Raw genomic sequence first — 22,380 nt, forward strand, 5'->3', positions numbered from 1 at the left:
GATGCGCTTGAAATTCTGGCCGGCCCTGGCGCTGGCTCTGTCCATTGGCGCTGCGCCGGCGCAGCCTCCGTCGGTGCCCAAGCTTCCCCCGAAGCCTGCGGTCAAGCCTGCGGCGGCCAAATCTGCGGCGCCGCCCGCCCACCCTGCCGTTCCCGCCGGCACCGGCTACCGCTTCGGCCCGGCGCCGGCCTGGGTCAAGGCACTGCCGCCGGCGCCGCCCGCCGAGGCCCGCCCCATCGCGCCGGGCGCCAAGGCGCGCCGCGAGCCACTGGTGGACATCCAGGTGCAGCTGGCATCCCGGTCAGCCACGGCCGCCTATGTGCATCTGCAGCGGGAGGCGCTGGATACGTCAACGCTGCGCGATGTCTCTGAGCCGCAGATCAGCTTCAACCCCGCCTACCAGCAACTCGTCATCCACCAGTTGGCTGTCATCCGAGCTGGCCAGCGCCTTGACCGGCTCAAGGACGCTCGTATCGAGCTGATGCGCCGCGAGCAGCAACTGGAGCGCCAGATGATCGACGGCGTGCGCACGGCGCTGGTGGTTCTCAGCGACGTGCGAGTCGGCGACGTCGTCGACCTGGCCTACACGCTTGAGGGCGAGAACCCCATCTTCGAGGGCCGCTACTCGGCGCTGATGCAACTGGCGGCTGATGCGCCGGTCGAGCGCTTGCACCTGCGCATCGAGGCACCCCCTGAGCGCCGGCTGGCGGTGAAGGCCATCGCCACCGACCTCGTGCCCGAGCGCTTCGACGAGGGCGGCCGCCAGGTCATCCGCGTGCAGCGCGAGCGCGTGCCGGCCGTGCCGGAGGAGGCGGCCACGCCGCCCTGGTTCAAGGTCTACCCAGCGCTGCATGTCAGCGAGTATGCGAGTTGGGCGGAGCTGGACCAGTGGGCGCAACGCCTCTTCACCGTCGAGGCGATGCCGGCCAGCATCACCGAGAAAGCTGCCGAGTTCAAGGCCCAGGGCGGCACGCCCCAACAGCAGGTGGCGGCCGTGCTGCGCTTCGTGCAGGACGAGGTGCGCTATTTCTCAGCCTCCTTGGGCGAGAGCTCGCACCGGCCCAAGCCCGCAGGGCGCACTCTGGCCGAACGCCTGGGCGACTGCAAGGACAAGACGCTGCTGCTCAACACCCTGCTCATCGCGATGGGCTTCGACGCCCGGCCGGCCCTGGTGTCCGTTGCGCGCAACCGTGGCATCGCCAACTATCTGCCCTCGCACGACCAGTTCGACCACGTCATCAGTCGCGTGCAGATCGGCGACGCCGTCTACTTCCTCGACCCCACGATGAACGGGCAGGGCTATTCGCTGGAGACACGCGGCTACTACCGCTATGGCGCGGCCCTGGTCGTGGGCCAGGGCGAGGCGGGGCCGCAGCCCGTCGTGCCTCCGGACTTCGCGCAGGATGCGCTGTCCTTCCGCCAGGACTGGGACTTCAGCCAGCTCGCCCGGTCGCCCCGGCTGGACACCTCCTTCAAGGCCTCCGGCCTGGCCGCCGAGCGTTGGCGCTCCAACCTTGCCACGGTCGGCCAGGAACGCCTGGCCGAGTCCATCGCTGGCGCCTATGTGCGGTTGCTACCCGGTCTCGTTGGCGTGGGCCAGCCCGAGGTGGTCGACGACCGCGAGACCAACCAGTGGGAGCTGAAGCTGCACTTCGAGCATCCCGGCATGGGCCGCTACCAGCGCGGCGCGCTGGAGCTTGAGCTTCCGGCCGCCGAGCTGATCGATGCGCTGCAGTTGCCGCCCGAGGCGCGCCGCCGCTATCCCTTCATGCTGGACCCGACCCGCATGGCCGAGCTGCGCGTCAGCGTCAAGGGGCCGCGGGCCATCGCGTCGCCGACGCCGGCACCGCAACAACTGGCTGACAAGCATTTCTCTTTCTCCAGCCGCGTCGAGCTCAGCGGGTCGACGGTGCAGTTCGTCAGCCGCGTGGAGCGCAAGGCCGATGAGGTGCTGCCGGCCGACATGGACGGCTATCGGGAGCGTGTGGGCCGTGCCCGGCAGATGCTGGGCGCGCAGCGGCTGCGCCTGAGCCTGCTGGACCTCAAGGCGATGGAAGGCTCTTTCGCCGACGTTGACCGCCGTCTGCTCAGGTTCCGCAGCGGCGCCCGGCCCGATGCGTTGTGGCAGCTGGTGCAGACCAATGAGTTCGTCCGCCTGGCCAACAGCCAGGTGCTGGCCGAGGCCGACCCCAAGGGCCGGCTGGCGGCGCGGGCACTGGCCGAACGGGCGCAGGCCAACAACCAGCTCGGCGACTTCGACCGCGCGCTGGAGGACGCCGACCGTGTGCTGGTCATTGAACCCGAGGGCGAGGAGGCCCAGGCGGCGCTGGAGGCCAGGGGTGTGGCTCTGGTGGGCCTGGCCCGCCCGGCCGATGCCCTGGCCGCGTTCAGCCAGCAGGCCCGGCTTGGCAATGCCGGCGGCAGTTGGCTGGGTACGGTCCACTACATGCTGGGTGACTATGCCCGCGCCGAGTCGGCACTGCGCGACGGCGCCGCCAATGCCAGTGGCGAGGCGCGCCAGTTCATGCTGCTGTGGCTGTACCTCGCCGCCGAGCACCAGGGTGGGCGTGGCAAGGCCGCCATTGCCGATGACCTCGCCACGGCGGACATCGGCAAGTGGAGCGGCGCGCTGCTGCGCTACCTGGGCGGCAGTCTGGGCCGTGACGCGCTGCTCAAGCTCGCCCGCGAGAAGCCGGAGACCGAGAGGCTGCGCCTGGCCGAAGCCTATTTCTTCATTGGCCAGCAACTCGCTGCCCAGGGGCGCCGCGGGGAGGCCTTGCCCTGGTTCGAGCGCACGGTGGCCACGCAGGCGGTGCCCTACCGCGAATTCACGCTGGCGCAGTGGGAACTGAAGCGGGGACTGGCACCCTGAGGCCGACTCCTACTTCGCGTCGATCGGGAAGTCGGGGCGCAGCTGCAGCAGCATCTCGCGCGTGACATCGCCCTGCAGCGAGCAGGCTGCACGTGCGAGGCCAGGCTCGTCCTCGTAGGCTTCGATCATGAAGACGCGCTCCACGGTGGCGCGCTTGGGCGGGCCGTTCACCGTGGCTTCCTTGGCCCAGCCGGCCGCGGGCTGCTCGTGGCGCCAGATCTCGGAGCGCACGAAGTAGTCGCCCTCGGCCTCGTGGCGCAGGCGCCGCCCGTCCCAGATGATGCCCTTGAGCGCCGCAGCGATGTCGGCCGGCTTGCCGCGTACCAGGAAGCCCCAGGACACGTCGACGCCGCCCGGGATGGGCGTCAGCTCGTCCAGATAGCCCACCACCGTGAGGCCGTGCAGCTGCAACGGCTGCCCGAACATCAGTCGCCGCTGCCCCTCCTGGGTCAGGCTGGGCACGATGAAGGTGGCCGCTGCGGCACGGGGCCGGACCTCACCCTGGGGTCGCAAGGCCTGCGTCTGCTCCGCCAGCAACTGGAAGAAGCCGGCATCGCAGCGGGACAGGCCGGCCATGAGCCCGCCCTGGGCGCTGGCGGCCTTGGCGGCGCCGGCCAGGGCCAGGCTGCAAAGGAGTCGTCGCATGGAGTCTCCCAGGGATGTTTGTGCGTCGATTGTGGAGCGGGTCAGAGGCAGCCCGCCGATGGCGGGGCGCTGGGTGCGCCATAGCTCAGCTGCATCCAGCCGGCACCGGGGCGCAGCAAGAAGATGTGGTTGAAGCTGGTCTCGCAGATCTCGGGCAGTTGCGGCCCGCCCAGTGCGGCAAGGATGGCCGGCACCGTGTTGCTGTGGCCCACCACGAGGACAGTGCCAGTCTGCGCGCGCACGGCCTCGGCCACCGCCTGCACATGACTGGCCGCGCCACCGCGCCTGGCCTCGATGGCCAGGGGCTGCAGGCCCAGCGCCTGGGCAAGCGGTGCCGCGGTGTCGCGGGTGCGGCGGAACTGTGTCGTCAGGATGGCGTCGACCCGGGTGCCGGCCAGTGCCTGGGCCAGCGCCCTGGCGCGCTGCTCACCTTCGGGCGATAGAGCGGGATCGGCCGCCGGCTCGGCGGCGCGCTCGGCATGGCGTACGAGGATGACGAGGTCGGGCATGGCGTGGGCGGGCAGGGCCAGTGCGGCGGCGAGGATCGAGGCGAGTAAAGCGTTCATTGCAGTTTCAAGCAAGGGCCTGACCCATTGTCATGGCGCCTCGCCAGTTACCATCCCGGCCCCATGCCGTACGTCTTTGCACCGTCCCATGCCGCTGCCGTTTGAACTCCAGGTCGGCTGGCGCTACACGCGCGCCGGGCGCGGCGGGCGGCGCAACCGCTTCATCAGCTTCATTTCCGGCGCGTCCATCCTGGGCATCGCGCTGGGCGTGGCGGCGCTCATCATCGTGCTGTCGGTGATGAACGGCTTCCAGCGCGAGGTGCGTGACCGCATGCTCAACGTCATCGCCCACGTCGAGCTGCTGGACTATGCCGGTCAGGCCCTGCCGGATTGGCAGGCCACCGCCGCCAAGGCGCGACTGAATCCCGAAGTCATCGGCGCGGCGCCCTTCATCGCCAGCCAGGGGCTGATTGCCCGTGGCGAAGACATGCGAGGTGCCGTGCTGCGCGGCATTTCGCCGGCCGAAGAGGCCACGGTCACGGCGCTGGGCGCCCAGCTCAAGGACGGCGCCTTCGCCCAGTTGCAGCCAGGCGCCTGGAACATCGTGCTGGGCGCGGAGCTGGCGCGTCAGCTGGGCGTGCGCGAGGGCGACAAGATCACCGTCGTCGCGCCTGGTGGCCAGGTCACGCCGGCCGGCGTCGTGCCGCGGCTGAAGAGCTTCAACGTCGTAGGCACCTTCAGTGCCGGCCACTACGAGTACGACTCGGGCCTGGCACTAATGCATGTGGACGATGCGGCCAAGCTGTTCCGTACCGGTGGGCCCACCGGCGTACAACTCAAGCTGCGCGACGTGCATGAGGCCCGCCGTGTCGCGGCAGAGCTGGGGCAGGTCATGGGGCCGGACATCCTCGTGCGCGACTGGACCCGCTCCAACGCCAACTGGTTCGACGCCGTGCAGATCGAGAAGCGCCTGATGAGCATCATCCTGACGCTGATCGTCGCGGTCGCGGCCTTCAACCTCGTCTCCACGCTGGTGATGACGGTGACCGACAAGCAAAGCGACATCGCCATCCTGCGTACGCTGGGCGCCAGCCCGCGCTCCATCATGGGCGTGTTCATCGTGCAGGGCGCCGTGGCCGGCGTCATCGGCACGCTGTCGGGCGTGGGTCTGGGCCTGCTGGTGGCCTGCAACATCGACGTCATCGTGCCCACCATCGAGCGGTTGCTCAACGTCAGCTTCCTGCCTGGCAGCATCTACGTCATTAGCCAGATGCCCAGCGATCCGCAGCAGGGTGACATCATCCCCATTGCCCTCGTGTCGCTGACCCTGTCCTTCCTCGCCACGCTCTACCCGAGCTGGCGCGCCAGCCGCGTGCAGCCGGCGGAGGCGCTGCGCTATGAATGAGTTCCTGCTCCAGGCCTCGGGCCTGACCCGTCGCTTCGAGGAGGGCGGCCTGGATGTGTCGGTGCTCAAGGGCGTGGACCTGAGCGTCGCGCGCGGCGAGACACTGGCCATCGTCGGCGCCTCCGGGTCTGGCAAGAGCACGCTGCTGCACCTTCTTGGCGGGCTGGATGCGCCGACCTCTGGCGCCGTCACTCTGATGGGGCGACCGTTTGCCACCATGGACGAGGCCGAGCGCGGCCGCTGGCGCAACCAGCACCTGGGCTTCGTCTACCAGTTCCACCATCTGCTGCCGGAATTCAGCGCGCTGGACAACGTCGCGATGCCGCTGCGTATCCGCCGCCAGCCGCAGGCCCAGGCACGGGCCGCTGCCGCAGAGATGCTGGCCCGCGTCGGGCTGAAGGACCGCGTGCAGCATCGGCCGGCCGAGCTGTCGGGCGGGGAGCGGCAGCGCGTGGCCATCGCGCGAGCGCTGGTCACGCGCCCGGCCTGTGTGCTGGCCGACGAACCCACCGGCAACCTCGACCGAGACACCGCTGCGGCCGTCTTCGAGCTGATGCTGGAGCGGGCCCGCGAGCTCGGTACGGCCTTCGTCCTCGTCACCCATGACCGCGACCTGGCGGCACGCTGCAACCGGCAGCTGCGCCTGGTGGCCGGGCAATTCCAAACGACCTTCGCATGAATCCGAGTTTCGTCCTCAAGCTCTCCTGCCCCGACCGCGCCGGCATCGTGCACGCCGTCACCGGCGTGCTGCTGCAGCAGGGCGGCAACATCATCACCTCCCACCAGCACGGCGATGCGGACCATGCGCGCTTTTTCATGCGCATCGAGTTCGAGGCCCAGGCCGAGGAGTCTGCGCTGCAGGCCGCCTTCCAGCCGCTGGCCCAGGAGTTCGGCATGGACTGGGAGCTGGTGGCGCGCGCCCGCAAGACGCGCGTGCTGCTGCTTGTGTCCAAGCTGGGCCACTGCCTGAACGATCTGCTGTTCCGCGTGCAGACCGGGCACCTGCCCATCGAGATTCCGGCCATCGTGTCCAACCACCGCGACTTCTACCAGCTCGCGGCCTCGCACAACATTCCCTTCCACCACTTCCCGCTGCTGGGTGGCACGCCGGCGCAGAAGGCGGCCCAGGAGGCCAAGATCCGCGAAGTGGTGGCGGAGAACAGGATCGATCTCGTTGTGCTGGCCCGCTACATGCAGATACTGTCGCCGGAGCTGTGCCGCGATCTGTCTGGCAAGGCCATCAACATCCACCACAGCTTCCTGCCCAGCTTCAAGGGCGCCAAGCCCTACCATCAGGCCTACGAGCGCGGTGTGAAGCTGATCGGCGCGACGGCCCACTACGTGACCAGTGACCTCGACGAAGGTCCCATCATCGAGCAGGAAGTCGCGCGCATCGACCACAGCATGCCGCCCGAGCAGTTGGTGGGCATAGGCCGTGACATGGAGTGCGTGGCGCTGGCCCGGGCCATTCAGTGGCATGCCGAACATCGGGTGCTGCTGAACGGCAACCGCACGGTCGTCTTCCGCTGAGCTACAACGAGGGCATGTGGATCGACACCCACTGCCACCTTGACGCGGCCGAGTTCGACGCGGACCGTGACGCCGTCGTCGCGCGCGCCCGGGCGGCGGGCGTTGCGCACATCGTCATCCCCGCCGTTGCCGCGGCCAATTTCGACACGGTGCGGCTGCTCGCCATCCAGCACGGCTTCGCATACGCGCTGGGCATCCATCCGCTGTACGTGATGCGGGCCGGGGCAGGTGATCTCGACGTCTTGGCCGAGGCACTGGAAACCCACCGGATCGACCCGCGGTTGGTGGCCGTCGGCGAGATCGGGCTGGACTATTTCGTCGAGGGCATCCGCCCCGACATCCAGCAGCATTTCTACGTCGAGCAGCTCAAGCTCGCCAAGCGTGCTGGCCTGCCGGTGCTGCTGCACGTACGCAAGAGCGCTGACCAGTTGCTGGCTGGCCTGCGCCGTGTCGGCTTCCCCCACGGCGGAATCGCCCATGCCTTCAACGGCAGCGAGCAGCAGGCCAATGCCTTCATCGAGCTGGGCTTCAAGCTGGGCTTCGGCGGAACGCTGACCTTCGAGCGCTCGCTGCAGATCCGTCGCATCGCGGCCAGCGTGCCCGAGACGGCACTGGTCATGGAGACCGACGCGCCGGACATCCCGCCTCAGTGGCTCTACAAGACGGCGGCTGAGCGGGAGGCTGCGCCGGGCCAGGCCCGCAACGAATCGGCCGAGTTGCCGCGGATCGCGCTGAGCCTGGCCGGGCTGCGCGGCTGGACGCTGGAGAAGACCGCCGCCATGACGGCTGCCAACGCACGCGCCGCATTGCCGCGGCTGGCCAGCAGCTCCTAGTAGTTGCCCATCCGGGTGTTGAGCTTCAACACGTATTCCTCGTCGGTCTCCGCCGGCCGGCAGCGCAGGCCGTCCAGCACGTCGCGAGCGGCGCGCCTGGCGTCCCGGGATGCCAGGCCCCCCTCCACGCGGGTGTTCTCGATGGTGCCATCGGCCTTGACCAGGAAACGGACGACGAAGTCGAAGTCGCCGACGGGCATCTTCCTCAACTTGTCGAAGCGCGGAGGCGGACAGCGGCCCTTGGGCGGGCCGACAGGTTCGGAAGCCGAGCTGGCGACGGGAGCGGCCGTGGCGACGTCGGGTTCGGCGGCCTGGCAGGCCAGCGCCGCCATGAGGGCCGGAAGCAAGAGAGCGTTCTTCACCGAGGGGCCGCGCCTTCTATCCGCTAAAATTCAATGTTAGCTCAACGCGATCGCCCACGTCGAGCCGGCCGGCGCCGCTGCCGCTGGCATAGATACCGAACTGCACCGCTGCACCGGGCGCTCGCTCGGCGCTGAGCCGGATCAGCGCGTCAAGGGCCGGCGGCTGGGGCTTGCCGCTGGCTGGGTCGACGGTAGGCACCACGCAGCGCACGCAGGGCGAAGTGCGGCGTAGCGTCGGCCCGCCCACGATGCGGGCCTCAATGAGAATGTCCTCGATGAAGGGAGGCAGCTCGCCGCCGTCTTCCGCGTGTAGAAGCAGGTTGGCGCGGGTGCGTTCGGCGGGCCGGTTCAGCGGTTGCGCCAGGGCCTCGCGCCAGGCGCGCAACGAGCCGTCGCCGACGAGATGCAGCGCATTCGGAGCCAGGCTTCGCCGGGCTTCCGTGCTCAGGCGCACCAGGCGCAGGCGTTCGCCGGTCGTTGCACGCAGCAGCGCGGCCGCGTCATCGCCGGCATCCCAGCCCTGCAAGGTGTCGAAGCCCTGGTGCTCGCCGTTCCATGCGCGGATCTCGATCGCCTCGCCAGCGGTGGCAGTCACGCCCAGCACGCGGCCTTGGGCCTGGAGCTCCAGGCCATCATCCGCGAGCCGGGCGCAGACGAGGGCCAGGCGCGGCTGGGCGCCCATCCAGGTCAGTTCCCCGGCGGCGTCGACGATGCCCCAGCCGCGGTCACCCTCGGGCCGGCCGTCGGCGTCCAGCTCCAGCCGTTCCACCGGTTCGCCGGCGCAGGACTTGACCGGGTAGCGCCACAGCGCGGCGATGCGTGCGACGAGGTCGGCCACGGGACCGCCGGCATGTCAGCGGTTGCGCGGCGCGATGGGCGTTTCGGGCACCGGATAGCCGGCTGCGCCGAAGGTCGCGACCACGGCCTTGTGCACGTCGAAGTAGACCTGCCAGTAGTGGTCGGTATGGCAGTAGGGACGCACGCACAGCAGTGGGCCTTCGGGGGTGAACTGCAGGATCTCGATGTCGGGCGGCGGCTGCGTCATCACGTTGGGGATGGCGGCGATGGCGGGTCGCAGTCGCGCGATGGCGTCCAGCGGGTCCACGCTGTTGGCGACCTTGGCAAGGCAGTCCACGCGACGATGGGGCAGAGTTGAGAAATTCTGGATGGCGCCGCTGAAGATGGTGTTGTTGCCGACGATGGTCTGCACGTTGTCGGGCGTGGTGATGGTGGTGCCGAAGAGGCCTATCTCGGCCACCGTGCCAGTCACGCCGCCGGCCTGAACGAAATCACCCACCTTGAACGGCCGCAGCACCTGCATGAAGACGCCGGCCGCGAAGTGCGTCAGCAATCCGCCCCAGGCCGTGCCGATGGCCAGGCCGGCGCCGGCCAGCAGCGCGGCGAAGGAGGTGGTCTTGACGCCGAAGATGTCCAGGATCGCGAGGATGAGGACGACATTGAGCAACACGCTGAGGATGGAGCGCAGATAGGCGGCCAGCGTGGAGTCGATGCGCTGGCCGCGCGCCAGCGCCGCCGTGAAGATGCGCAGCGCCAGCGAGATCAGCCAGCGACCCACGACCCAGGCGGCGATGGCGGCTAGCACCTTGAGGCCGAAATCAACCCCCTGGGTGCTGAGAAACTGCCAGATGGCTTCCGTGTTCATCATTCGTCGCTCCCTTTGAAGACCCCCACATCCTCTCAATCCGGCGCCACGGGTGCCAATCCCGTAAACCCCAAGCCCGCGCGGCTGCGCGGCCTGGCACCCCTGTTCGACGGGCAGGCCCGGCTGCTGGTGCTGGGCAGCTTCCCTGGCATGGCTTCTCTGCAGGCGGCGCAGTACTACGCCCACCCGCGCAACGCCTTCTGGCCACTGATGGGGGCGCTGCTGGAGCATTCCGGGCTGGCGGCGCTGCCCTACGCCGAGCGGCTGGACGCGCTGCGGCGACATCACGTCGCGCTGTGGGACGCCGTGGCTGCCTGCCGTCGCGAGGGCAGCCTGGACACAGCCATAGAGGCCGCCGAACCCAGCGACCTGGCCGCGCTTGTTGCCCGCTTGCCGAAGTTGCGTGCCATCGCGTGCAACGGCGCGCTGGCCCACAAGCAGACGCTTCTGGCGTTGGGCGAGCCTGGCCTGCCGGTGCTGCGCCTGCCGTCCACGAGTCCGGCGCATGCTGGCTTGAGCCTGGCCGACAAGATCGCTGCCTGGCGGACCGGGTTGGCACCGTATCTGGCCTAGGATGCATTCATGAAAAGACTGTTCATGGCCGCTATGGCGGCATGGGCGGGCTGCGTCGCTGCCGCGCCCGCTGTCCCTGCTGACCTGATCCTGCGCGATGCCACACTCGTCGACGTGGCCGCAGGCCGCCTCGTGACCGGCCAGGCCGTTGTTACGCGTGGCGACCGTATCCTGGCCGTTGTCGATGCGAAGCAGCTTCAGCAGTACAAGGCCAAGCGCACGCTGAGCCTGAAGGGCCGCTACCTGATTCCGGGACTGTGGGACAGCCACGTCCACTTCGGCGGCGGCGAAGCCCTGATCGAAGAGAACCGCCACCTGCTGCCGCTCTACCTTGCGCATGGCATCACCACTGTGCGCGACTGTGCCGGCGACCTCAGCGATACCGTGCTGCAGTGGCGCGACGAGATCGCCGCCAGGAAGCTGTTGGGCCCGACCATATTCGCCTCCGGCGCCAAGCTAGAGGGCTACAAGCCGCTGTGGAAGGGCACGCAGGAAGTGGGCACGCCGCAGGAGGTAGGCCAGGCGCTGGACAAGCTGCGCCACGACCACGCGGACTTCGTCAAGATCACCGAAAACACCATGCGCGCCGACGTTTACCTCGACGCGCTGCGCCAGGCCAAGGCGCGCGGCCTGCCCAGCTCGGCCCACCTGCATGGCGCCGTGACGCTGGACCAGGCTGCCGAGGCCGGGCTGGGCACGCTGGAACACCTGAACTACCTGCTGCGCGCCGCCACGCCCAAGGAGGCCGAGCTGACGGCCCAGGTGGCCGCCGGCACCCTCACGGCGCGCTCGGCCGCCGAGCAGAGTCTGGCCAGCTTCGACGAGGGCACGGCCCGTGCCGCCTTCAAGCGCCTGGCCGCGCGTGGCACGGCCGTCGTGCCGACGCTGTCGGTCATCCGCATTACCGCCTACCTGGACCAGGACGATCACGCCAACGACGACTATCTGAAGTACATCGGCCCCAAGCTGCGCCAGACCTATGAATGGCGCGTCAAGCGCGCGGCGTTGGACGGGCCTGACGCCATTGCCTATCGCCACGCCAGCTACGAAAAGACGGCGCGGCTGCTGCCACTGCTGGCCGAGGCTGGCGTGGAGATCGTTGCCGGCACTGACGCGGGTTTCCTGAACAGCTTCGACTATCCCGGCCAGGCTTTGCACGATGAGATGGCCGTCTACGTGCGCTCGGGCCTGACACCGGTGCAGGCGCTGCGCTCGGCCGTGGTGGCCGGCCCGCGCTTCCTCGGAAAGCTGGATGGCTACGGCGCGCTGGCCGAGGGCAAGGTGGCGGACATCGTCGTGCTGAAGGCCAATCCACTTGAGGACATCGGCGCCACGCGCCAGATCGACGCTGTCGTCACGCAGGGGCGGCTGCTGGACCGCAGGAAGCTCGACGCGATGCTGGCCGAGGTACGCGACTGGGTGGCCGCGCAATGAGGGCCAAGCCGCAGGCTTGGGGGCCGGCCACGCTGAGCGAGTTCGATGGCGTGCGCTTCCTGCACCTGGATTCAATCTGGGTGCAGGGCGCCATGCGCATCCGCAAGCCCGACCAGCTGGAGCTGGAGTACATCCAACGCATGTGCGCTTGGATGCTGTGGCGCGACCCTGCTGAGGTGGGTGAAGGCCATGCCGTGCAGTTGGGGCTGGGGGCAGCGGCGCTGACGCGTTTCTGCCATGGCCTGCTGAAGATGAAGACCACTGCAGTCGAGATCAACCCCGAGGTCATCGCAGCCTGCCGGCAGTGGTTCCGCCTGCCGGCCAACGACGCCCGGCTGGAGGTTCTCAACGAGGACGCGGCGCGCTGGGTGATGGACGAGGCCAATCTGCAGACGGTGGACGTGCTCAATGTGGACCTCTATGACCACGACGCCGCAGCGCCGGTGCTGGACGACGAGGACTTCTACGCTGCCTGCCGTGGCGTGCTGGCCGATGGCGGGTTGATGACGGTCAACCTGTTCGGCCGCAGTGCCAGCTTCGCGCGCAGCGCGCTGCGCATCGCCCGTGCCTTCGGGTCGGACCAGGTCTGGAGCCTTGCGCCTACCAAGGAGGGCAACACCGTTGTCGTCGCGGCGCGCGGCGTGCAGGTGCCGCACCGCGACGTACTGGAGCAGCGCGCGGCTAACATTGAATCGCGCTTCAAGCTGCCGGCCCGCAAGTGGCTCAGGCTTGTCAGGCCGCTGCCGATGAGCATCCTCAACGCCCTCTGAGACCCGCCTCGATGTCGACCAAGCCCAAGCCCTCGGCCCCTGCCTCCAAGACCGAGGGCCGCCTGGACTGGCGCCAGTTGCTTCACTGGCTGCTGGAGGACGGGCTCATCGACGAACCGCAGGTGCAGCGCACCGAGCAGCGCTTCGCCGCCGGCGACAGCTCGCTGCACCCTTTGGTGCGCCTGGGGCACGCAAGCCTGGTGCGGTTGTCCACCGGCAAGCCGCTGGACGTGGAGGCGCTGTCCGAATGGCTGGCCGTGCGTGCCAAGCTGCCCTATCTGCGCATCGATCCGTTGAAGGTAGACGTGGGCCGCGTCGGCGACGTGATGTCGATCGGCTATGCGGAAGCCAAGCGATGCCTGCCGGTGCAGTTCGGCATGAACGACGTGACCATCGCGACGTCGGAACCCTTCGAGACCAGTTGGGTCGCGCAGATCGAGTCGCATGTGCGCAAGCCCATCAAGCTGGTCGTCGCCAATCCGCTGGACATCGCGCGCTACACGACCGAGTTCTTCACGCTGGCGCGCTCGGTGCGCGCCGCGGCCAAGGCCGGCGAGCAGAGCCAGGTGGCGAGCTTTGAGCAGCTCGTGGAGCTGGGGCGTTCCAACAAGCAGCTGGACGCCAACGACCAAGGCGTGGTGCAGGTGGTGGACTGGCTGTGGCAGTACGCTTTCGACCAGCGCGCCTCGGACATCCACCTGGAGCCGCGCCGCGAGATGGGCGTCATCCGCTTCCGCATCGACGGCGTTCTGCACACGGTCTACCAGCTGCCGCCCACGGTGATGAGCGCGATGACGTCGCGAATCAAGCTGCTGGGGCGCATGGATGTGGTCGAGAAACGCCGCCCGCTGGACGGCCGCATCAAGACGCGCAATCCGGCTGGCGACGAGGTGGAGATGCGTCTGTCCACGCTGCCCACTGCCTTCGGCGAGAAGATGGTCATGCGCATCTTCGACCCCGATACCGCGGTCAAGGATCTGTCGTCGCTGGGCTTTGGTCAGCACGACTCGGACCGCTGGGAGTCGCTGGTCAAGCAGCCCCACGGCATCATCCTCGTGACCGGCCCGACCGGCAGCGGCAAGACGACCACGCTCTACTCCACGCTGAAGCGGCTGGCGACCGACGAGGTCAACGTCTGCACCATCGAAGACCCCATCGAGATGATCGAGCCGGCCTTCAACCAGACCCAGGTGCAGAACGTGCTGGACTTCGGCTTCGCCGAGGGCCTGCGCGCGCTGATGCGGCAGGACCCCGACATCATCATGGTGGGCGAGATCCGTGACCTCGAGACCGCCGAGATGGCCATCCAGGCCGCGCTGACCGGGCACCTCGTCTTCAGCACACTGCACACCAACGACTCGGTCTCGGCCATCACGCGGCTGCAGGACCTTGGCGTGCCGACCTATCTGATCAGTGCCACCGTCATCGGCGTGCTGGCCCAGCGTCTGGTGCGCACGCTGTGCCCGCATTGCAAGCAGCCCGATCCCGTCGTCACGCGCGAGAGTCTAAACGAGCTGGTGCGCCATTGGAGGCTGGGCGGCGGCGTAAAGCCCTACAAGCCGGTGGGCTGCCTGGAGTGCCGCAATACCGGTTTCCGTGGCCGCGCGGGTCTCTATGAGTTGCTGACAGTGAGCGAAGGTGTCAAAGGCGCAATGGCCGACCTGACGGCGTTGCGCCGCCAAGCCATGCAGGAAGGCCTGCGCCCGCTGCGCCTGGCTGGTGCGATGAAGGTGGCCGAGGGCGTCACGACGGTGGAGGAAGTGCTTCGCAGCACGCCGGCCTGGGAGGGCTGAGCACGGCCCGGCGCGTATGCGGGCCTTACGTGTAATCCACAGGCGGTCCGCCGGGGACCCACTGCCAGAATCGCCGCCAACATACAGCGCAGCCTCCGGCGCGCCGGAGGCGACAGACGATGAAGATCAAAAGCCAGCGGGACTTCTGGTCCGGGCTGATGTTCCTGGTGGCGGGCATTGCGTTCGCATGGGGCGCGACCGAGTACTCCTTCGGCACCTCCGCACGACCCGGGCCGGGCTACTTCCCTTTCGGGTTGGGCATCCTGCTGGCGCTGCTGGGCGGGCTGGTGCTGTTCAAGGCGCTAACGCTGGAGTCTGAAGGGGGGGACCCCGTGGGTGCCATCGCGTGGCGGCCGCTGCTCGTCATCGTCGCCGCCATCGTCGTGTTCGGGGTAGCTCTGCCGCGCCTTGGGCTGGCCTGCACGTTGCCGCTGCTCATCGTGCTGTCGTCGCTCGCGGGGGACCAGTTCCGCTGGCGCGACGTGTTTGTCACCAGCATCGTGCTGACAGTCGGTAGCTGGGCCCTGTTCATCGTGGGCCTGAAGCTGACGATTCCGCTCTGGCCCATCTACATCGGCGGCTGAGGGCGCGACATGGACTTGCTGAACAACCTCGGTCTCGGGTTCCAGACGGCGTTGAGCCTGCAGAACCTGCTCTATGCATTCTTTGGGGCGGTGCTCGGCACGCTGATCGGCGTGTTGCCTGGGCTCGGGCCTGTCGCGACCATAGCGATGCTGCTGCCGTCCATCTATACGCTGGACGCGACACCGGCGCTCATCATGCTGGCAGGCATCTATTACGGGGCCCAGTACGGCGGCTCGACGACGGCGATCCTGATCAACGTGCCCGGCGAATCGAGTTCGGTGGTGACCGCCATCGATGGCTACCAGATGGCACGGCGTGGCCGTGCGGGCGCTGCGCTTGCGGCAGCCGGCCTGGGCAGCTTCTTCGCGGGCTGCGTCGGCACCATCATCATTGCGGCCTTCGCGCCGCCGCTGACCGAACTGGCCTTCAAATTCGGTTCGGCCGAGTATTTCTCGCTGATGGTGCTGGGCCTGGTGGGGGCTGTGGTACTGGCGTCGGGCTCGTTGATCAAGGCAATCGCGATGATCGTGCTGGGGCTGCTGCTAGGCCAGATCAACACCGATGTCATCACGGGCACGGCGCGCTTCTCTTTTGATATTCCCGAGCTGACGGACGGCATTGGCTTCGTCGTGATCGCCATGGGCGTGTTCGGGTTCGGCGAGATCATCGCCAACCTGGGGCAGCCCGAGGAGCATCGCGAGGTCTTCACCAAAGAGGTCAAGGGCCTCTGGCCGACGCGGGAAGACTTCAAGGAGGCCTGGCCCTCGGTCATGCGCGGCACGGCCCTGGGTTCGGTGCTCGGCGTGTTGCCGGGCGGCGGGGCGCTACTGGCGTCCTTCGCGGCCTACACCCTGGAGAAGAAGGTCGCCCGCAATCCCCGCGTCCCCTTTGGCAAAGGTGCGATCCAGGGCGTGGCGGGCCCCGAGAGCGCCAACAACGCAGGGGCTCAGACGTCGTTCATTCCCATGCTGACGCTGGGCATCCCGCCCAATGCGGTGATGGCGCTGATGGTCGGGGCGATGACCATCAAGGGCATCCAGCCCGGCCCGCAGGTCATGACAAGCAATCCCGAGCTTTTCTGGGGCCTGATCGCGTCGATGTGGATCGGCAATCTGATGCTCATCGTGCTGAACCTGCCGCTCATCGGCATCTGGATCAAGCTGCTGACGGTGCCCTACCGTTTCCTGTTCCCGGCCATCGTCGTCTTCTGCTGCATCGGTACCTACTCGCTGAACAACAACAGCTTCGATGTCTACCTGACGGCTGGCTTCGCGCTGCTGGGCTATGTGTTCTACAAGCTGAGCTGTGAGCCGGCGCCGCTGCTGCTGGGCTTCATCCTCGGGCCGATGATGGAAGAGAACCTGCGCAGGGCATTGCTGCTCGCGCGAGGCGACTGGAGCACCTTCCTGACCCGTCCGTTGTCAGCTGGCCTGCTGATCGCAGCTGCGCTGATGATCGTGGTGGTGATGCTGCCGTCCATCAAGAGCAAGCGAGAAGAGGCTTTCCAGGAAGAGGGCTGATCCCGGGAGGGGCCAGCCTGGAGGCTGAAGACACCCGGGCCTGACTCCCGGAGAAGGGGTTGCAAGTTCAATCCTTGCTGCCACTTCTATATAGATGGAACCCCAGCCCTGGTCGTGCCACGGAGGCGCGACCCAAATTTCTCCTCGAATTTCGACAAGGGCTTGTACCTAGGTAAATTCCTGTGCTACAGTAGCGGGCTTCGCTGATCACAACGCAGCGCTTGTCGGGAACGGCAGTTAGCGGTGGAGTGGTTGGGGAAGCTGGGCCGAAAGGTCTGGGGCGAGCTGGAGAGCTTGTCGGGTGCTGAAGGGGTCTGAAAAGAAATCTTCAAAAAGTGCTTGACGATGCTGCGAAAGCAGATCAAAATCTCGCCTCTTTGCTGCTGACGAACAAAACGCGAAAGCGAATAGTTTGAAGGTGGTGAGGGAAAGCGAAGTTGCTGAGTATTGAGAAAATAAATTTTCAAAAATACTTGACGACGAAGCAAAAAGCAGATTAGAATCTCGCTTCTTTGCTGCTGACAACAAAACGATGTCAGCGACGCAGTTAACGAAAGTTGATTGCGATGTTCTTTAAGAATTCACAGCCGATAAGCGTGGGCGTTTGAAGTGAAGTGGTGTTGTCAGGTGACTGATGACGGTCCTTCGGACTTTAAACGCTCACGGAAAGAGAATGAAGCTATGCAAATAGTCTTTGTTCGATTCCGTTGAGTAAATTCAAGATCGAACTGTAGAGTTTGATCCTGGCTCAGATTGAACGCTGGCGGCATGCCTTACACATGCAAGTCGAACGGTAACAGGTTAAGCTGACGAGTGGCGAACGGGTGAGTAATATATCGGAACGTGCCCAGTCGTGGGGGATAACTGCTCGAAAGAGCAGCTAATACCGCATACGACCTGAGGGTGAAAGCGGGGGATCGCAAGACCTCGCGCGATTGGAGCGGCCGATATCAGATTAGGTAGTTGGTGGGGTAAAGGCTCACCAAGCCAACGATCTGTAGCTGGTCTGAGAGGACGACCAGCCACACTGGGACTGAGACACGGCCCAGACTCCTACGGGAGGCAGCAGTGGGGAATTTTGGACAATGGGCGCAAGCCTGATCCAGCCATGCCGCGTGCGGGAAGAAGGCCTTCGGGTTGTAAACCGCTTTTGTCAGGGAAGAAAAGGTTCTGGCTAATACCTGGGACTCATGACGGTACCTGAAGAATAAGCACCGGCTAACTACGTGCCAGCAGCCGCGGTAATACGTAGGGTGCAAGCGTTAATCGGAATTACTGGGCGTAAAGCGTGCGCAGGCGGTTATGCAAGACAGATGTGAAATCCCCGGGCTCAACCTGGGAACTGCATTTGTGACTGCATAGCTAGAGTACGGTAGAGGGGGATGGAATTCCGCGTGTAGCAGTGAAATGCGTAGATATGCGGAGGAACACCGATGGCGAAGGCAATCCCCTGGACCTGTACTGACGCTCATGCACGAAAGCGTGGGGAGCAAACAGGATTAGATACCCTGGTAGTCCACGCCCTAAACGATGTCAACTGGTTGTTGGGAGGGTTTCTTCTCAGTAACGAAGCTAACGCGTGAAGTTGACCGCCTGGGGAGTACGGCCGCAAGGTTGAAACTCAAAGGAATTGACGGGGACCCGCACAAGCGGTGGATGATGTGGTTTAATTCGATGCAACGCGAAAAACCTTACCTACCCTTGACATGTCTGGAATCCTGAAGAGATTTGGGAGTGCTCGAAAGAGAGCCAGAACACAGGTGCTGCATGGCCGTCGTCAGCTCGTGTCGTGAGATGTTGGGTTAAGTCCCGCAACGAGCGCAACCCTTGTCATTAGTTGCTACGAAAGGGCACTCTAATGAGACTGCCGGTGACAAACCGGAGGAAGGTGGGGATGACGTCAGGTCATCATGGCCCTTATGGGTAGGGCTACACACGTCATACAATGGCCGGGACAGAGGGCTGCCAACCCGCGAGGGGGAGCTAATCCCAGAAACCCGGTCGTAGTCCGGATCGTAGTCTGCAACTCGACTGCGTGAAGTCGGAATCGCTAGTAATCGCGGATCAGCTTGCCGCGGTGAATACGTTCCCGGGTCTTGTACACACCGCCCGTCACACCATGGGAGCGGGTTCTGCCAGAAGTAGTTAGCCTAACCGCAAGGAGGGCGATTACCACGGCAGGGTTCGTGACTGGGGTGAAGTCGTAACAAGGTAGCCGTATCGGAAGGTGCGGCTGGATCACCTCCTTTCTAGATAGATCGCGCCTCGTCGATACTTAGGTATAGGCAGAGCAAGATCACTAAAGAGCGAAAGCTCAAGCACTTTGCTTTAAGCGCCCACACTTATCGGCTGTCATACAACAGTGAGTGAATCGCGTGAGCCTGTGGAGCTGGCCTCGACAGCCTGGCGATGAGACAGAGCTAACGCAAACGTTTCGCGTGGGTCTGTAGCTCAGTCGGTTAGAGCACCGTCTTGATAAGGCGGGGGTCGCTGGTTCGAATCCAGCCAGACCCACCACGGTAAACGAACCCGGGGGATTAGCTCAGCTGGGAGAGCACCTGCTTTGCAAGCAGGGGGTCGTCGGTTCGATCCCGTCATCCTCCACCAGTTTCACTCAAATGGTTGGTAAACCTCAGCGAATGCAGTTTGCTGAGGTTTACCAGCGAAAGATCGAAAGATCGGCTGTTGTTCTTTAACAATTTGTAGAGTCGAATCAGCGTTGTTAGCGGAAAGCGTCGTAAGGGCGCACCGTGCCGCTAACGACATTTTGATTGCGTCAAACATAGACTTCAACTGAGCAAGAAATTGTTTAGATGAAGAACGGCGTAACGCGTGAATACTCAAAAACAGTCTGGATCTGAGGATCTGGATTGAGTCCTTGACGACAGTGCAGTCAGCGCTGTCAAAGTTATAGGGTCAAGTGACTAAGTGCATGTGGTGGATGCCTTGGCGATTACAGGCGACGAAGGACGTGATAGCCTGCGATAAGCTTCGGGGAGCTGGCAAATTAGCTTTGATCCGGAGATTTCCGAATGGGGAAACCCACTCCGCGAGGAGTAACTCTGACTGAATACATAGGTCATTGTGGCGAACCGGGTGAACTGAAACATCTCAGTAGCTCGAGGAAAAGACATCAACCGAGATTCCGAAAGTAGTGGCGAGCGAAATCGGAGTAGCCCTCGCGTTTTAGCAGTTTGCATATCAGAACGGAATGGAAAGTCCGGCCAAAGCGGGTGATAGCCCCGTATGAGAAATGTAGATTGTGGAACTAGGCGCGAATAGAGTAGGGCGGGACACGTGAAATCCTGTCTGAATATGGGGGGACCATCCTCCAAGGCTAAATACTCGTAATCGACCGATAGTGAACAAGTACCGTGAGGGAAAGGCGAAAAGAACCCCGGGAGGGGAGTGAAATAGATCCTGAAACCGCATGCATACAAAAAGTAGGAGCCCGCAAGGGTGACTGCGTACCTTTTGTATAATGGGTCAGCGACTTACATTCAGTGGCGAGGTTAACCGAATAGGGAAGCCGTAGAGAAATCGAGTCCGAATAGGGCGAATAGTCGCTGGGTGTAGACCCGAAACCAAGTGATCTATCCATGGCCAGGATGAAGGTACCGTAACAGGTGCTGGAGGTCCGAACCGACTAGTGTTGCAAAACTAGCGGATGAGCTGTGGATAGGGGTGAAAGGCTAAACAAACTTGGAAATAGCTGGTTCTCTCCGAAAACTATTTAGGTAGTGCCTCAAGTATTACCTGCGGGGGTAGAGCACTGTTTAGGCTAGGGGGTCATGGCGACTTACCAAACCTATGCAAACTCCGAATACCGCAGAGTACAGCTTGGGAGACAGAGCACCGGGTGCTAACGTCCGGACTCAAGAGGGAAACAACCCAGACCGCCAGCTAAGGTCCCTAAAATTGGCTAAGTGGGAAACGAAGTGGGAAGGCTAAAACAGTCAGGATGTTGGCTTAGAAGCAGCCATCATTTAAAGAAAGCGTAATAGCTCACTGATCGAGTCGTCCTGCGCGGAAGATGTAACGGGGCTAAGCCAGTTACCGAAGCTGCGGATGCATAGCAATATGCGTGGTAGGAGAGCGTTCTGTAAGCCTGTGAAGGTGGGTTGTGAAGCCTGCTGGAGGTATCAGAAGTGCGAATGCTGACATGAGTAGCGTTAAAGGGGGTGAAAAGCCCCCTCGCCGAAAGCGCAAGGTTTCCTACGCAACGTTCATCGGCGTAGGGTGAGTCGGCCCCTAAGGCGAGGCAGAGATGCGTAGCTGATGGGAAACAGGTCAATATTCCTGTACCGATTGCAAGTGCGATGTGGGGACGGAGAAGGTTAGCTCAGCCGGGTGTTGGATGTCCCGGTTCAAGCGTGTAGTCGTGCTCTTTAGGCAAATCCGGAGAGCTTAGATGAGGCGTGATAACGAGGAGGCTTGCCTCCGAAGTGAGTGATACCCTGCTTCCAGGAAAAGCCACTAAGCTTCAGCTTGCAACGACCGTACCGCAAACCGACACTGGTGCGCGAGATGAGTATTCTAAGGCGCTTGAGAGAACTCTGGAGAAGGAACTCGGCAAATTGACACCGTAACTTCGGAAGAAGGTGTGCCTTTAGTAGGTGAACCATTTACTTGGGGAGCCCAATGAGGCCGCAGAGAATCGGTGGCTGCAACTGTTTATTAAAAACACAGCACTCTGCAAAGACGAAAGTCGACGTATAGGGTGTGACTCCTGCCCGGTGCTGGAAGATTAAATGATGGGGTGCAAGCTCTTGACTGAAGTCCCAGTAAACGGCGGCCGTAACTATAACGGTCCTAAGGTAGCGAAATTCCTTGTCGGGTAAGTTCCGACCTGCACGAATGGAGTAATGATGGCCACACTGTCTCCTCCAGAGACTCAGCGAAGTTGAAATGTTTGTGATGATGCAATCTCCCCGCGGAAAGACGGAAAGACCCCATGAACCTTTACTGTAGCTTTACATTGGACTTTGAACAGATCTGTGTAGGATAGGTGGGAGGCTTTGAAGTAAGGTCGCTAGATCTTATGGAGCCAACGTTGAAATACCACCCTGGTGTGTTTGAGGTTCTAACCTTGGCCCGTGATCCGGGTTGGGGACAGTGTATGGTGGGCAGTTTGACTGGGGCGGTCTCCTCCTAAAGTGTAACGGAGGAGTTCGAAGGTACGCTAGTTACGGTCGGAAATCGTGACGATAGTGCATTGGCATAAGCGTGCTTGACTGCGAGACTGACAAGTCGAGCAGGTACGAAAGTAGGACAAAGTGATCCGGTGGTTCTGTATGGAAGGGCCATCGCTCAACGGATAAAAGGTACTCTGGGGATAACAGGCTGATACCGCCCAAGAGTTCATATCGACGGCGGTGTTTGGCACCTCGATGTCGGCTCATCTCATCCTGGGGCTGTAGCCGGTCCCAAGGGTATGGCTGTTCGCCATTTAAAGAGGTACGTGAGCTGGGTTTAAAACGTCGTGAGACAGTTTGGTCCCTATCTTCCGTGGGCGCTGCAAGATTGAGAGAGCCTGCTCCTAGTACGAGAGGACCGGAGTGGACGCACCTCTGGTGTATCGGTTGTCACGCCAGTGGCATTGCCGAGTAGCTAAGTGCGGAAGAGATAACCGCTGAAAGCATCTAAGCGGGAAACTCGTCTCAAGATGAGTCTTGCCGGGGCCTTGAGCCCCCTGAAGGGTCGTTCGAGACCAGGACGTTGATAGGCTGGGTGTGGAAGCGCAGTAATGCGTTAAGCTAACCAGTACTAATTGCCCGTGAGGCTTGACCCTATAACTTTGACTGCCAATCAACTGGATTGCAGATCAAGGTGGGTATTCAAGTTATGTTGTTCTTCAGAAGTCTGAAGACGCAATCAAAATACTGATTC

At 64.0% G+C, this 22,380-nt stretch carries 16 protein-coding genes, 2 tRNA genes and 2 rRNA genes; 15 read left to right on the plus strand and 5 right to left on the minus strand.

The window, feature by feature from the left end; all coding sequences use genetic code 11:
• Window position 1: 1 nt before the first annotated feature.
• A complete protein-coding gene (locus QM732_RS01530) occupies window positions 2–2,872 on the plus strand; it encodes a DUF3857 domain-containing protein (RefSeq protein WP_415654456.1) in 2,871 nt (956 codons plus the stop codon).
• A gap of 9 nt (window positions 2,873–2,881) precedes the next feature.
• On the opposite strand, the gene QM732_RS01535 is transcribed toward QM732_RS01530, so the two are convergent.
• Both QM732_RS01535 and QM732_RS01540 read right to left on the minus strand, forming a co-directional pair.
• Window positions 2,882–3,517: a hypothetical protein gene (locus QM732_RS01535; RefSeq protein ID WP_415654457.1), complete on the minus strand. Its 636-nt coding sequence runs from the start codon at window positions 3,515–3,517 to the stop codon at window positions 2,882–2,884.
• Between the two features lie 41 nt (window positions 3,518–3,558).
• Window positions 3,559–4,083, minus strand: coding sequence for a SixA phosphatase family protein (locus tag QM732_RS01540; RefSeq protein ID WP_415654458.1), 525 nt, complete (start codon window positions 4,081–4,083; stop codon window positions 3,559–3,561).
• Between the two features lie 88 nt (window positions 4,084–4,171).
• Between QM732_RS01540 and QM732_RS01545 the strand changes: the two genes are divergently transcribed.
• The 4 genes from QM732_RS01545 to QM732_RS01560 are packed head-to-tail and all read left to right on the plus strand — an operon-like array spanning window position 4,172 to window position 7,791.
• On the plus strand, window positions 4,172–5,428 hold the full coding sequence (locus QM732_RS01545) for a lipoprotein-releasing ABC transporter permease subunit (protein WP_415654459.1): 1,257 nt from the start codon (window positions 4,172–4,174) through the stop codon (window positions 5,426–5,428).
• The gene (lolD, locus tag QM732_RS01550; RefSeq protein WP_415654460.1) at window positions 5,421–6,107 is read left to right on the plus strand and encodes a lipoprotein-releasing ABC transporter ATP-binding protein LolD; all 687 of its coding nucleotides are present in this window, start codon (window positions 5,421–5,423) and stop codon (window positions 6,105–6,107) included. Before QM732_RS01545 ends, lolD begins: the two co-directional genes overlap by 8 nt.
• Window positions 6,104–6,958 carry a formyltetrahydrofolate deformylase gene (gene purU / locus QM732_RS01555; protein WP_415654461.1) on the plus strand — a complete coding sequence of 285 codons (855 nt, stop codon included), beginning with the start codon at window positions 6,104–6,106 and terminating at the stop codon, window positions 6,956–6,958. Before lolD ends, purU begins: the two co-directional genes overlap by 4 nt.
• 14 nt (window positions 6,959–6,972) lie before the next feature.
• Window positions 6,973–7,791, plus strand: coding sequence for a TatD family hydrolase (locus QM732_RS01560; RefSeq protein WP_415654462.1), 819 nt, complete (start codon window positions 6,973–6,975; stop codon window positions 7,789–7,791).
• Here the strand turns inward: QM732_RS01560 and QM732_RS01565 are convergent.
• Genes QM732_RS01565 through QM732_RS01575 form a run of 3 tightly spaced genes read right to left on the minus strand, consistent with a single transcriptional unit; the run spans window position 7,788 to window position 9,816 of the window.
• Window positions 7,788–8,153 carry a hypothetical protein gene (locus QM732_RS01565; RefSeq protein ID WP_415654463.1) on the minus strand — a complete coding sequence of 122 codons (366 nt, stop codon included), beginning with the start codon at window positions 8,151–8,153 and terminating at the stop codon, window positions 7,788–7,790. The two genes, QM732_RS01560 and QM732_RS01565, sit on opposite strands and share 4 nt — an antisense overlap.
• 16 nt (window positions 8,154–8,169) lie before the next feature.
• On the minus strand, window positions 8,170–8,991 hold the full coding sequence (locus QM732_RS01570; RefSeq protein WP_415654464.1) for an MOSC domain-containing protein: 822 nt from the start codon (window positions 8,989–8,991) through the stop codon (window positions 8,170–8,172).
• A 15-nt stretch (window positions 8,992–9,006) separates the two neighbouring features.
• Window positions 9,007–9,816, minus strand: a complete 810-nt coding sequence (locus QM732_RS01575; RefSeq protein WP_415659316.1) for a mechanosensitive ion channel family protein — start codon at window positions 9,814–9,816, stop codon at window positions 9,007–9,009.
• Window positions 9,817–9,831: 15 nt separating this feature from the next.
• On the opposite strand from QM732_RS01575, the gene QM732_RS01580 reads away from it, so the two are divergent.
• The 10 genes from QM732_RS01580 to QM732_RS01625 all read left to right on the plus strand — a co-directional run bounded on the left by QM732_RS01580 (window position 9,832) and on the right by QM732_RS01625 (window position 22,282).
• Window positions 9,832–10,389, plus strand: a complete 558-nt coding sequence (locus QM732_RS01580) for a DNA-deoxyinosine glycosylase (RefSeq protein WP_415654465.1) — start codon at window positions 9,832–9,834, stop codon at window positions 10,387–10,389.
• A gap of 9 nt (window positions 10,390–10,398) precedes the next feature.
• On the plus strand, window positions 10,399–11,823 hold the full coding sequence (locus QM732_RS01585) for an amidohydrolase family protein (protein ID WP_415654466.1): 1,425 nt from the start codon (window positions 10,399–10,401) through the stop codon (window positions 11,821–11,823).
• A complete protein-coding gene (locus QM732_RS01590; RefSeq protein ID WP_415654467.1) occupies window positions 11,820–12,593 on the plus strand; it encodes a spermidine synthase in 774 nt (257 codons plus the stop codon). Before QM732_RS01585 ends, QM732_RS01590 begins: the two co-directional genes overlap by 4 nt.
• An 11-nt stretch (window positions 12,594–12,604) precedes the next feature.
• The gene (locus tag QM732_RS01595; protein WP_415654468.1) at window positions 12,605–14,386 is read left to right on the plus strand and encodes a GspE/PulE family protein; all 1,782 of its coding nucleotides are present in this window, start codon (window positions 12,605–12,607) and stop codon (window positions 14,384–14,386) included.
• A 119-nt stretch (window positions 14,387–14,505) separates the two neighbouring features.
• A complete protein-coding gene (locus QM732_RS01600; RefSeq protein ID WP_415654469.1) occupies window positions 14,506–14,970 on the plus strand; it encodes a tripartite tricarboxylate transporter TctB family protein in 465 nt (154 codons plus the stop codon).
• Between the two features lie 9 nt (window positions 14,971–14,979).
• On the plus strand, window positions 14,980–16,491 hold the full coding sequence (locus tag QM732_RS01605) for a tripartite tricarboxylate transporter permease (protein WP_415654470.1): 1,512 nt from the start codon (window positions 14,980–14,982) through the stop codon (window positions 16,489–16,491).
• A gap of 725 nt (window positions 16,492–17,216) precedes the next feature.
• Window positions 17,217–18,740: ribosomal RNA gene (locus tag QM732_RS01610) — 16S ribosomal RNA — on the plus strand.
• 191 nt (window positions 18,741–18,931) lie between these two features.
• A tRNA-Ile gene (locus QM732_RS01615) sits at window positions 18,932–19,008 on the plus strand.
• Between the two features lie 14 nt (window positions 19,009–19,022).
• Window positions 19,023–19,098: transfer RNA gene (locus tag QM732_RS01620), tRNA-Ala, on the plus strand.
• Between the two features lie 307 nt (window positions 19,099–19,405).
• Window positions 19,406–22,282: ribosomal RNA gene (locus QM732_RS01625) — 23S ribosomal RNA — on the plus strand.
• Together the 16S and 23S rRNA genes with 2 tRNA genes alongside form the textbook arrangement of a ribosomal RNA operon.
• Window positions 22,283–22,380: the final 98 nt, after the last annotated feature.

This window comes from Roseateles sp. (assembly GCF_047654805.1).
GTDB lineage: Bacteria > Pseudomonadota > Gammaproteobacteria > Burkholderiales > Burkholderiaceae_C > Pelomonas.